12 protein-coding genes are annotated in these 10,850 nt (G+C 74.4%); 7 read left to right on the plus strand and 5 right to left on the minus strand.

From position 1 onward, the window contains the following. Positions 1 to 200: 200 nt before the first annotated feature. From G9H71_RS14090 to G9H71_RS14105, 4 genes are all read right to left on the minus strand, one after another. Entirely contained in the window at positions 201 to 1,070 is an 870-nt protein-coding gene (locus G9H71_RS14090; protein ID WP_166282890.1) for a phosphatase PAP2 family protein, read from the minus strand. Positions 1,071 to 1,141: 71 nt separating this feature from the next. Beyond that, positions 1,142 to 2,650, minus strand: a complete 1,509-nt coding sequence (locus G9H71_RS14095; RefSeq protein WP_166282892.1) for an MFS transporter — start codon at positions 2,648 to 2,650, stop codon at positions 1,142 to 1,144. A 193-nt stretch (positions 2,651 to 2,843) separates the two neighbouring features. Next, positions 2,844 to 3,023, minus strand: coding sequence for a hypothetical protein (locus tag G9H71_RS14100; protein ID WP_166282894.1), 180 nt, complete (start codon positions 3,021 to 3,023; stop codon positions 2,844 to 2,846). Between the two features lie 123 nt (positions 3,024 to 3,146). Next, positions 3,147 to 3,782, minus strand: a complete 636-nt coding sequence (locus tag G9H71_RS14105) for a TetR family transcriptional regulator (protein WP_231134809.1) — start codon at positions 3,780 to 3,782, stop codon at positions 3,147 to 3,149. A 160-nt stretch (positions 3,783 to 3,942) separates the two neighbouring features. Here G9H71_RS14105 and G9H71_RS14110 point away from each other — a divergent pair, with 160 nt between their 5' ends. Both G9H71_RS14110 and G9H71_RS14115 read left to right on the plus strand, forming a co-directional pair. After that, positions 3,943 to 4,314, plus strand: coding sequence for a DnaJ family domain-containing protein (locus tag G9H71_RS14110; RefSeq protein ID WP_166282896.1), 372 nt, complete (start codon positions 3,943 to 3,945; stop codon positions 4,312 to 4,314). 113 nt (positions 4,315 to 4,427) lie between these two features. Next, positions 4,428 to 5,198 carry a winged helix-turn-helix transcriptional regulator gene (locus G9H71_RS14115; RefSeq protein ID WP_166282898.1) on the plus strand — a complete coding sequence of 257 codons (771 nt, stop codon included), beginning with the start codon at positions 4,428 to 4,430 and terminating at the stop codon, positions 5,196 to 5,198. Positions 5,199 to 5,297: 99 nt separating this feature from the next. Here the strand turns inward: G9H71_RS14115 and G9H71_RS14120 are convergent, their stop codons facing one another. Next, positions 5,298 to 6,215 carry a 1,4-dihydroxy-2-naphthoyl-CoA synthase gene (locus tag G9H71_RS14120; RefSeq protein ID WP_331272998.1) on the minus strand — a complete coding sequence of 306 codons (918 nt, stop codon included), beginning with the start codon at positions 6,213 to 6,215 and terminating at the stop codon, positions 5,298 to 5,300. A 19-nt stretch (positions 6,216 to 6,234) separates the two neighbouring features. Between G9H71_RS14120 and G9H71_RS14125 the strand changes: the two genes are divergently transcribed. The 5 genes from G9H71_RS14125 to G9H71_RS14145 form a co-directional block, all read left to right on the plus strand. Further along, positions 6,235 to 7,212, plus strand: coding sequence for an o-succinylbenzoate synthase (locus tag G9H71_RS14125; RefSeq protein ID WP_166282902.1), 978 nt, complete (start codon positions 6,235 to 6,237; stop codon positions 7,210 to 7,212). Positions 7,213 to 7,307: 95 nt separating this feature from the next. Further along, complete coding sequence (gene menD / locus G9H71_RS14130; RefSeq protein WP_196792089.1) at positions 7,308 to 9,038, plus strand: 2-succinyl-5-enolpyruvyl-6-hydroxy-3-cyclohexene-1-carboxylic-acid synthase; 1,731 nt, start codon at positions 7,308 to 7,310, stop codon at positions 9,036 to 9,038. 130 nt (positions 9,039 to 9,168) lie between these two features. Beyond that, the gene (locus G9H71_RS14135) at positions 9,169 to 9,876 is read left to right on the plus strand and encodes a demethylmenaquinone methyltransferase (protein WP_166282906.1); all 708 of its coding nucleotides are present in this window, start codon (positions 9,169 to 9,171) and stop codon (positions 9,874 to 9,876) included. A gap of 30 nt (positions 9,877 to 9,906) precedes the next feature. Then, positions 9,907 to 10,080: a CsbD family protein gene (locus G9H71_RS14140; RefSeq protein WP_166282908.1), complete on the plus strand. Its 174-nt coding sequence runs from the start codon at positions 9,907 to 9,909 to the stop codon at positions 10,078 to 10,080. Between the two features lie 210 nt (positions 10,081 to 10,290). Beyond that, positions 10,291 to 10,850, plus strand: a 560-nt coding sequence (locus G9H71_RS14145) for an FAD-dependent oxidoreductase (RefSeq protein WP_407939750.1), incomplete at its 3' end; no start/stop codon positions are given.

Consider the following 10,850-nt stretch of genomic DNA (forward strand, 5'->3'; position numbering starts at 1 on the left):
CGACCGGGTGGGAAGGACGCGGCACACCTCAGCAGTGCATTGTTCCCGGCAGACATCCACGGATTTGCCGGGATGTTAAGGCGCGGTACGCGGTGCTCGGGCCTGCCGCGACGCTCGGCTCCGCGAGTGCTGGGCGGGGTGTGCGGGCCCGTCCGCTGAGGCGCAGGCCGGGCACGGGGCTCGTCGTGCGCGCCGCGCGCTCAGGCGCGTGCTGCGCGGAGCGTGCCGGCGGCGGCTCGACCGACGAGCGGCACGAGCGGCATGAGCGCCGCGGCGCCGCCGAGCATCGCGACGGCGACGAGCCCGTCGGTCCAGTAGTGGTTCGCCGTCGCCACGACGACGAGCACGGTGACGGCCGGGTGCAGCATCCAGAGCCAGCGCCACCGGCTGCGCCCCGCGCGGATGAGCGCGACGGCGACGAGGACGGCCCACCCGACGTGCAGGGAGGGCATCGCGGCGAGCTGGTTCGTGGCGCCGGACGTCGAGTGCGCATAGACCGACGGCCCGAGCGCCGCCGCCACATCGGTGAAGCCGAGTTCGGGCATCAGGCGCGGTGGGGCGAGCGGGACGGTGAAGGTCAGGATCAGCGCGCTCGCCGTCACCGCGACGAGGACGGTGCGCGTCCAGGCGAAGTGCACCCGGTGGCGCACGAAGAGCCAGGCCAGGACGAGGCCCGTCAGCGGGAAGTGCACGCTGGCGTAGTAGGTGTTGGCGGCGCGGGCGAGCCCGGGCCGCGCGAGGAGCCACTGCTGCAGTGCGAGCTCGTCGGGGAGCCCCATCGCGCGCTCCCAGGCGTAGAGCGAGTGCGCGTTCGCGACCGCCGTCGAGGCCTCGCCCGCCGCCTGCAGGCGGGCCCAGAGGTAGAGCGCCAGCAGCGCCCCCAGCAGCACGGCCTGCCCCGCCAGCGCGGGCAGGAGCGAGGCCCACTGCGGGTGCGACGACCGGCCGGTTGGCTCGCGGGACGCGCTGCCGGCGGGCACGAGGGACGCGTTGTCGGTGGTCGACGGGGCCGCCGGCTGTTGCCGTGGCGGAACGCGTCCTACCGGCCGCGCGGGGCTGGCGATGCTCACGAGGGCTCCCGGAGGTGGTGCTCCGCTGCCGCCCGACCGGCGGGCCGGGCGGCAGCGGTACGTGCGGACGGTCAGACCGCGACGGCAGCCTCGGCCGGCATGTCGTGGCGGGCGGCCCGGATGGCCACGGCGGCCGTGATCAGGCCGGCGACCAGCAGGACCGCGCCCCAGACGAAGGCCACGTGGTAGCCGTGGACCAGCGCGTCGGGCTGCACCCGCGCGATGTCCGCCGGCGAGGCGGCGTTGTCGGTGATGTAGGCCGTCACGGCCGACGCGTAGAGCGTGTTGAGCAGGGCCGTGCCGAGCGCGCCGCCGATCTGCTGGGACGTGTTGAGCACCGCCGACGCGATGCCCGCGTCGTGGCCGCCCACGCCGACCAGCGCGGTGCTGGAGGTCGGGATGAAGACCAGCGCCATGCCGACGCTCATGACGAGCTCGGAGGGCAGGACGTGCGTCCAGTACGACGTGTCGGGCGTGATCTGCGTCAGCCACAGCATGCCGATGGTGCCCATGACCAGACCGGTCAGCATCAGCGGGCGCGGGCCGACCTTGGGCAGCAGCTGGGCGGCGACGCCGGCCGTGACGATGATGCCGAGGCTGAACGGCAGGAAGGCGAAGCCGGACTTCAGCGGGCTGTAGCCCAGCGTCTGCTGCAGGTAGAACGTCAGGAACAGGAACATCGCGAACATCGCGGCGCCGACGAGCAGGAAGATCACGTACGACCCGCCGCGGTTGCGGTCGAGCACGATGCGCAGCGGCAGCAGCGGGTGCGACGTCCGCGCCTCGTACGCGACGAACCCGGCGAGCAGGGCGACCGACGCGACCAGGAGAGCGATCGTGGAGGGCGCGGACCAGCCGACGCCCGGCTCCGCGGCGCGGGTGAAGCCGTAGACGAGGGCCACGAGGCCGGCGGTCGCGAGCACGGTGCCGGGGATGTCGTAGCGGCGGTCACCGGGAGCCCGGCTCTCGCGCACGAGCGGGATGGCGGCCAGCGCGGTCGCGATCGCGATCGGGACGTTCACCCCGAGGCACCAGCGCCAGGAGGCGTACTCGGTGAGCACGCCGCCGAGGATCAGGCCGATCGCCGCGCCACCACCGGCGATCGCACCGAACACGCCGAACGCGCGGGCGCGCTCCTTGGGCTCGGTGAACGTCACGGTGATGATCGACAGCGCCGCCGGGGCGAGCAGTGCGCCGAACGCACCCTGCAGCGCGCGAGCTGCGAAGAGGAGTTCCTGGTTCGGAGCGAAGCCGCCGAGCGCCGACGCGCCGGCGAAGCCGAGCAGGCCGATGACGAAGGCGCGCTTGCGGCCGGTGAAGTCGGCGATGCGGCCACCCAGCAGGAGCAGGCCGCCGAAGGCCAGCGTGTAGGCCGTGATGACCCACTGGACGTTGGCGTCGCTGATGCCGAGGTCGTCACGCGCCGAGGGGAGCGCGATGTTCACGATCGACGCGTCGAGGACCACCATGAGCTGGGCGATGGCGACGACCGCGAGGGCCAGCCACCGCTTGGGATCGGGCGGCGCCTCGGCTTCGCTGTGCTGGCCTGGGACCGCGGCCATGTCAGAAGTCGTAGTCATGTGTGTCTCCTGTCGCTGCGCAACACCAGATCTGTGATGTGCGCAGTGCGTTTCGTGTGTCAGGTGAAGGTGCGCGGCGTGCGCGTTGTCGTGCGTGCGCCGGCTGTCCGTCCGGGTGGGGGCGGGCTCTCCAGTGTCCTGGCCCGGCCCGTGCCGTCGCGAGGTGTTTTTCGTCGGTGGGGTACGCCGTGGCTCAGCTGCGTGGCGCGCAGCCGCTCCGCGTCGCCGCCGCGCGGTCCGGGCGGGACGAGGGGCGGGCCGGGCCGGCCGGCTGCGGCGGGCGCCGGGTCCCGAGGCGCAGCACGAGGCCGCGGCCCGGGCCGGCGACGGAGGTGGTGGGCAGGGTGGTCGCGGAAGCACGGCGAACGGTCATGAGGGGCCGTCCTCTCTGCGCCGGATGGCGCGCAGGAGAAGGAAGGGAGCTGTCGTCGGGGCAGGCGTCACAGACCGGACGGCACAGCCGTGCGGAATGTGACGTGCCCGAAGGGCGGAAGGGTCAGACAGGCAGGGCGGCGAGCCCGGAGCCCGCCTTGTGCAGACACGTGCGGGCGAGGTCGAGGAAGTCCTCGAAGGGCTCGGTGGGCTTCCACAACGTCAGCGCTGTCCCGATCGCTGCCGTCGCGGTGTTGAGCATGAGCTGGGCGTCGAGCTCGCTCCCCGCAGGGGTGCGCGCCGTCACCCAGGCCCGCAGCTCGGCCTGGAAGTGGTCGCCGGCGCCACGCGCCGACGCCGCCACCGCAGGTGACTCGGTCTTGAGCCGCTTGTGGATCGCCAGCCGGTCTCCGAACTGGGTGACGTAGCCGAGCAGGATGCCGGTCAGGGCGTCCCAGAGCGGCTCGTCGTCCGGACGAGAGGCGAGCAGGTCCTGCCAGAACTGCGTCTCGAGCGGGTCCGGGTCGAAGACGACCGCTTCCTTGCAGGAAAAGTAGTTGAAGAAGGTCGTGCGGGAGACGTTCGCCTCCTCGGCGATCTCCTCCACGCTGACCGCGTCGAAGCCGCGCTCGCTGATCAGGCGGAGCGCGCACTCCCGGATGGACCGCCATGCCTCGAGCTTCTTGCGCTCGCGGAGCCCCATGGCCTTGCCCATCGCGCACACCCCTGCCGTGGAGTCGGCAGGAGGCGTCGGGCTCATGGGGAAGACCTTAGCAGGGATCTTGGACCGAGTACAAGCTTTGGCGCGGTGCATCTTCGGACGGAGTGCGCTGCCCCGGGACGGGGGCTTCGGACGCGGCAGCGCGGCGCGCGGCCCGGGCAGGTTCTGCCCACCGTCGTCCGCGGGAACACTCGCGACGATGAGCGACAGCCAACGCCGCGCCGGTGGCCGGCCCGGTGCCCGACCCGGTGGCGAGCCCGATGCCCGGCCCGCCGCTCGTGCCCAGCCCGCCGCTCGTGCCCCGACCGCCGCGCCGGGCGCGGCCGGCCGGAGCGCGCTTCCGGTCGTGGAGTCGCTCGCGGAGCGCCGGATCCGCGAGGCGATGGAGCGCGGCGAGTTCGACGGCCTGCCGGGCGCGGGCAAGCCGATCGAAGGGATCGACGGCCCGCACGACGACCTCTGGTGGGTCAAGCAGAAGGTGCGGCGGGAGCGGCTGTCCGAGTTGGAGGCAGAAGCGGCCGAGCGTTCTGGGGACGCTCCTCGCGGGGCGGAAGGCATGGGGCGACCGTAGGGAGCGCTCCGGTCAGATCATGACCGCTACGACCGCCGGAGCCGGGACGGTCTGCGCGGCATCCGGGGCCGCCGACCCCTTCCGCTCGGCGCTGCACGGCGCAACCATGGGCCATGCCCACTCCGGAGAAGCCCACTCGGGAGAAGCCGGCTCGGGAGACGCCCCCGCGAGGGGACTACTGCCCGATCACGGTCGGCGTGGACGTGCTGGGCGACCGCTGGACCCCGCTCGTCATCCGTGAGCTGATGGTGGGCGCGACCGGCTTCAACGAGATCCATCGCGGGCTGCCGCGGATGAGCCGCACGCTGCTCGCCCAACGACTGCGCCAGCTCGAGCGCCAGGGGCTCGTACGCCGGGGCGCGACCGAGCGCGGCCGGCCGGCGCGCTACGAGCTCACGCCGGCCGGGGAGGGGCTGACGCCGATCGTCTGGGCGCTCGGCCACTGGGCCGCCGAGTGGGTGTTCGGCGACCCCGCCGACGACGAGTGCGACGGCCTGTCGCTGCTGTGGCGGATGCACCAGCACGCGGTCCCGGCCAGGCTGCCCGAGCAGCGCACGGTCGTCCACGTCCAGCTCTCGGGGCCGGGGGCCGCGCAGGGCTGGCTCGACATCGACCGCCGGGAGGTGTCGGTCTGCCGGGACGACCCCGGCCTCGAGTGCCAGCTGGCGGTCGAGGCGACCACCGCGGACATGCAGCGCTGGCTGGTCGGGCTCGTGCCGTTCGGCCAGCTCGTCGAGGCGGGGGCCGCCCGGCTGCTCGGGCCGAGCCGGCTCGTGGCGGCCTTCCCGACGTGGTTCGACACCACCTTCTTCGCCGAGGGGCTGCGCCGTCGCGAGCTGCGCGAGCAGCAGGAGGCGCCGGGCGCCGCGCTGACGCCGGCGTAGCGAGGACGGCTGGGGTTGCGTTGACCCCGGCTTAGCCTTGGCCGGCGTCGCGCTGACGCGGCTCGACGGGGGACGGCTGGGGTCTCGGCTGAGGCCCGGTCAGTAGTGCCAGGGGAACGACGACCAGTCCGGCGACCGCTTCTCCAGGAACGAGTCGCGCCCCTCGACGGCCTCGTCAGTCCCGTAGGCCAGCCGCGTCGCCTCGCCGGCGAACAGCTGCTGCCCGACGAGCCCGTCGTCGGGCAGGTTGAACGCGTACTTCAGCATCCGCTGTGCTGTCGGGGACTTCGCGTTGACCTCGCGCGCCCACTGCAGCGCCACCTGCTCGAGCTCGGCGTGCGGGACGACGGCGTTCACCATCCCCATCTCGTACGCCTCCTGCGCGGAGTACTCGCGGCCGAGGAAGAACACCTCCCGGGCCCGCTTCTGGCCGACCTGCCGCGCGAGGTACGCCGACCCGTACCCGCCGTCGAAGCTCGCGACGTCGGCGTCGGTCTGCTTGAACCGCGCGTGCTCGCGCGAGGCGAGGGTCAGGTCGCAGACGACGTGCAGGCTGTGGCCGCCACCGGCCGCCCACCCGGGCACCACGGCGATGACGACCTTGGGCATGAACCGGATGAGCCGCTGGACGTCGAGGATGTGCAGCCGTCCGGCGCGCGCCCGCTCCTCCGGCGTTGCGTGCTCCTCCGCGGAGGAGGAGACGTAGCCGCTGCGGCCGCGCATGCGCTGGTCGCCGCCGGAGGAGAACGCCCAGCCGCCGTCCTTGGGGGAAGGACCGTTGCCCGTGATCAGCACGCAGCCGACGTCGGGCGTGGTCCGCGCGTGGTCGAGGGTCGCGAGCAGCTCGTCGACGGTCCGGGGGCGGAACGCGTTGCGCACCTCCGGCCGGTCGAAGGCGACGCGGACGGTGCCGACGTCGCGCCCGTCCTCGACGGCCCGGTGGTAGGTGACGTCCGTCAGGCCGTCGAAGCCCTCGACGGGGCGCCAGGCCGAGGGGTCGAACAACGGGTTCTCCACGGCAGGCCACGATAGGGACATGAGCCTTCCCGGCCCCGACGCCCCCGCGGGCGCGCCCTTCGCCGCCGCGTTCCGGCTCCCCATGGCGGTCCGCTTCCGCGGGGTCGACGTCCGCGAGGGCGTGCTCATCGAGGGCCCGGCCGGCTGGGGTGAGTTCTCGCCGTTCTGGGACTACGACACCTGGCGGGCCGTGCCGTGGCTGTACGCCGCGCGCGAAGCCGCGTTCAGCGGTTGGCCGCCGCCGGTGCGCGACAGCGTCCCGGTGAACGCGACCGTCCCCGCGGTCGGCCCCGAGCGGGCGCAGCAGCTGGTCGGGGCGGCCGGATGCACAACCGTGAAGGTGAAGGTGGCCGAGCCGGGCCAGGGGCTCGACGCGGACGTCGAGCGCGTCGCGGCCGTCCGCGACGCGCTCGGCCCGGCGGGCAAGGTCCGGGTGGACGCCAACGGGGCCTGGAACGCGGAGGAGGCGGTGCAGCGCATCCGAGCGCTCGACATCGCGGCCGGCGGGCTGGAGTACGTCGAGCAGCCGTGCCCGACCATCGACGAGCTCGCCTCGGTCCGGCGCCGGGTGCACGTGCCGATCGCGGCCGACGAGTCGGTGCGGATGAGCGACGACCCGCTGCGCGTCGTCCGGGCCGAGGCCGCCGACATCGTCGTGCTCAAGGTGGCCCCGATGGGGGGCGTGGCCTCCTGCCTCATCGTCGCCGAGCAGGTGGGGGTGCCGGTCGTCGTGTCCTCGGCCCTCGAGACCTCGGTAGGCCTCGCGGCGGGCGTGGCGCTCGCCGCCGCGCTGCCCGAGCTGCCCTACGCGTGCGGGCTGGGGACCGCGCGGCTGCTGGCGGGGGACCTCGCCAGCGAGCCGCTGCTGGCGGTCGACGGGCAGATCGCCGTGCGGCGGGTGTCGCCGGACCGTGACCTGCTCACGGCATCGAGCCTCGACGAGGAGGGAAGGCTCCGGTGGGCGGAACGGCTCGCCAGGGTGGAGGCTGACGCGTGAGGGGGCCGAGATCGGCGGTGACGGCCTAGATCGCCCGTGACGTACTCTCGCCTACCGAGCCGCCGTGGAAGAAGGAGCGTCCCACCGTGCCGGTCATGACGCCCGCCGAGGCGCTGGCGGCCGTCCTCGTCGACGAGCTCGTCCGAGGCGGGGTCCAAGAGGCGGTCCTGTCTCCCGGGTCCCGCTCCGCCCCGCTCGCCTACGCCCTCCACGCCGCCGAGGCTCGCGGCCAGCTCCGCCTGCACGTACGCATCGACGAGCGCACCGGCGGGTTCCTCGCGCTCGGCCTGGCCAAGGCGTCCGGCCTGCCGGTGCCCGTCGTCACGACCTCCGGCACCGCCACTGCCAACCTGCACCCCGCGGTGCTCGAGGCGTCCTACTCCGGGGTCCCGGTCCTCGCCCTGACCGCCGACCGCCCCGTCGAGATGCGCGGTGTCGGCGCCAACCAGACGCTCGTGGACCAACGCTCGGTCTACGGATCTGCAGTTCGTGAATCCTACGTCGTGCCCGCGCCGGACTCGCGGGTCGGCCAGGTGCGCTGGTGGCGCGCCCTCGTGGCCCGTGCGCTCGCCACCGCGTGCGGCCGCCTCGACGAGGACCCCGGCCCGGTCCACCTCGACGTCGCCTTCCGCGAGCCGCTCGTGCCCTCGGGCGCCACCGAGTGGGTCGAGCCCCTCGACGGCCGCCCGGACGGTGCGCCGTGGGCCCTCGTCGGGCGCCCCGCGGGGGCCGTGCCGCCCTACATCGGCGCGCCCCGCACCCTCGTGCTCGTCGGGGACTGCACCCCCGCGCTCGCGCAGGGGGCGCTGCGCCTCGCGGGCGAGCGCGGCTGGCCGATCGTCGCCGAGCCCTCCGCCGGGCTCGGCAGCGCCGCGCTGCCCTCCCTTCTGCTCGCCGCCGACGGCTTCGTCCGGGCCAACCGTCCCGAGCGCGTCCTGGTCGTCGGGCGGCCCACGCTCTCCCGCGCGGTGACCGAGCTGCTGCGCACACCCGGCGTGGCCGTCGACATCGTCGCCGGCTCACCGCGCTGGCCGGACCCGGCCACCACGGCGGAGTCGGTGCTGCCCGCGGCACTGCTCACCGGAGCACCCTTCCCGAGCCATCCCGACTGGGCGCTCGTCGTCGAGGACCCGGTCAAGGGTGAAGAGGAGTTCGCCGAAGCCTGGCGCATGGGCGGGGAGGCCGTGGCCTCCGCCGTCGGGGCCGTGCTCCGCGAGGAGGCCTGGCCGACCGGCTTCCACACGGCGCAGGCGGTGGCGTGCAACGTCCCGGGCGACGGGCTGCTCGTCGTCGGCTCCAGCAACCCGGTGCGTGACCTCGACAGCGTCGGGTCGTGGCTGCTGCAGCCGGCCCGCGTGCTGGCCAACCGGGGCGTGTCCGGGATCGACGGCACGGTCTCGACCGCGATCGGCGCTGCTCTCGCCCACCAGCGCGCCGGCGGCGGCCCCGCCTACGCGCTCATGGGGGACCTGACGTTCCTCCACGACACGACGGCCCTCGTGATGGGGGAGGGGGAGCCGCAGCCCGGGCTGACGATCGTCGTGGTGAACGACGACGGCGGCGGCATCTTCGGCCTGCTCGAGCAGGGGGCCCCCGAGCTGTCGGCGCCGTTCGAGCGCGTGTTCGGCACCCCGCACGGCGTCGACCTGCGCACGCTCTGCGCGGCGACGCGGACGCCGTACGTCCTCGCCCGGTCGGCGGACGAGCTCGAGGCCGCGCTCGAGCCGGGCCTCGGCATCCGCGTCGTCGAGGTGCGCGTCGACCGGCAGGCGACGCCCGCGGTCCACGACCGGCTGCACGCCGCGGTCGACGCGGTGCTCGGCTGACCGCGGCGACGGCAGCCGCGCCACGCCCTTCCCGCGGATCGGGCCCGGACGACACGCAGGACGCGCCGCCCCCCCACGTGGGCCGGGACGACCCGCACGACGCCGGGCGCGGGCATGGCAGGCTGCCCGGGTGAGCCGCGCCGACCTCGACAAGGACCCGCACGACGTCTCGGCGATGTTCGACGACGTGGCCCCCCGCTACGACCTCGCCAACGGCGTGCTGTCCCTCGGGCAGGACCGGCTCTGGCGGCGCGCGGTGCTGCGGGCCGTCGACCCGCGCCCCCGCGACCGGGTGCTCGACCTGGCCGCCGGGACCGGCACCTCCTCGCTGCCGTTCGCGGCGGCGGGCGCGCAGGTCGTCGCCGCCGACTTCTCGCTCGGCATGCTGCGGGCGGGGCACGCGAAGCGGTCGTCCACGCCCGGCCTGGCCTTCGCCGCCGCGGACGCCCTGCACCTGCCGTTCGCCGACGGCGCCTTCGACGCCGTCACGATCTCCTTCGGGCTGCGCAACGTCTCCGACACCGACCTGGCGCTGCGCGAGCTGCTCCGCGTGACCCGGCCGGGCGGGCGGCTCGTTGTCTGCGAGTTCAGCACCCCGACCTTCCGGCCGTTCCGGACGGTCTACTCCGGCTACCTCATGCGGGCGCTGCCGCGGGTGGCGCGCCGGGTGGGCACCAACGGGCCGGCCTACGCCTATCTCGCCGAGTCGATCTCGGCGTGGCCGGGCCAGGAGGACCTCGCCCGCCGCGTGGCGGGCGCCGGCTGGCAGGACGTGGAGTGGCGAGACCTCACCGGCGGGATCGTCGCGCTGCACCGCGGCCGCAAGCCGCTGGGGTAGTGATCGGGTCCGGACGGGTAGGTCGCATTCATGGGACTCGACGACAAGATCTCGAACGCGACGGAGAAGCTCGGCGGCCAGGCCAAGGAGAAGTACGGCGACGCCACCGACGACCGGGACCTGCAGGCCGAGGGCCAGGGTGACCAGGCCAAGGCCGACCTCAAGCAGGCCGGCGAGAAGATCAAGGACGTGTTCAAGGGCTGACCCCGACGCGCGGGGCGGATGTATCTCACCCCGCCCCGCGCAACGGGGGCTCGCGGGCTAGAGTTCCGGCACGGCGCATGTGAAGCAGTTCACAAGCGCACATGACCGGAGGTTCTCGTGAGCAGCACGGCCGGCAGTGCAGGCGGCCCCGACGGGGGCGGCGCCGGCACGGTCGCAGGTGCCACGACGGGCGCGACGACCGCTGACGTCATCGTCGTGGGCGCCGGCCCGGCGGGGTCGACGGCCGCCTACCACCTGGCGCAGGCCGGCGTCGACGTGCTCCTCGTGGAGAAGACCGCCTTCCCCCGCGAGAAGGTCTGCGGCGACGGGCTGACCCCGCGCGCCGTGGCCCAGCTGGTCCGGATGGGCGTCGACACCAGCCCCGAGGCGGGCTGGCTGCACAACAAGGGGCTGCGCATCCTCGGCGGCGGCGTGCGCCTGGAGCTGCCCTGGCCCGAGCTGGCCAGCTTCCCGCCCTACGGCCTCGTCCGGCGCCGGGAGGACTTCGACGAGCTGCTCGCGCGCACCGCGCAGAAGGCCGGGGCGCGCCTGCTCGAGCGCACCACCGTCACCGGCCCCGTCCTCGACGAGCGCACCGGCCGCATCGTCGGCGTCACCGCCACCGGCCCCGAGGGCGAGCCGACGCAGATGCGCGCCCCCGTCGTGATGGCCGCCGACGGCAACTCCTCCCGGCTCTCGCTCGCGATGGGCCTGCACAAGCGCGAGGACCGCCCGATGGGCGTGGCCGTCCGCACCTACTACACCTCCCC

Origin of the sequence: Motilibacter deserti (assembly GCF_011250635.1) — a bacterium.
Classification (GTDB): domain Bacteria; phylum Actinomycetota; class Actinomycetes; order Motilibacterales; family Motilibacteraceae; genus Motilibacter_A; species Motilibacter_A deserti.

Coding starts and splice junctions, on each gene's coding strand:
- menD (WP_196792089.1), top strand. CDS start 7,308: ATGACGCCCGCCGAGGCGCTGGCGGCCGTCCTCGTCGACGAGCTCGTC.
- G9H71_RS14110 (WP_166282896.1), top strand. CDS start 3,943: ATGAGCGACAGCCAACGCCGCGCCGGTGGCCGGCCCGGTGCCCGACCC.
- G9H71_RS14095 (WP_166282892.1), bottom strand. CDS start 2,650: ATGACTACGACTTCTGACATGGCCGCGGTCCCAGGCCAGCACAGCGAA.
- G9H71_RS14125 (WP_166282902.1), top strand. CDS start 6,235: ATGAGCCTTCCCGGCCCCGACGCCCCCGCGGGCGCGCCCTTCGCCGCC.
- G9H71_RS14140 (WP_166282908.1), top strand. CDS start 9,907: ATGGGACTCGACGACAAGATCTCGAACGCGACGGAGAAGCTCGGCGGC.
- G9H71_RS14105 (WP_231134809.1), bottom strand. CDS start 3,782: ATGAGCCCGACGCCTCCTGCCGACTCCACGGCAGGGGTGTGCGCGATG.
- G9H71_RS14100 (WP_166282894.1), bottom strand. CDS start 3,023: ATGACCGTTCGCCGTGCTTCCGCGACCACCCTGCCCACCACCTCCGTC.
- G9H71_RS14115 (WP_166282898.1), top strand. CDS start 4,428: ATGCCCACTCCGGAGAAGCCCACTCGGGAGAAGCCGGCTCGGGAGACG.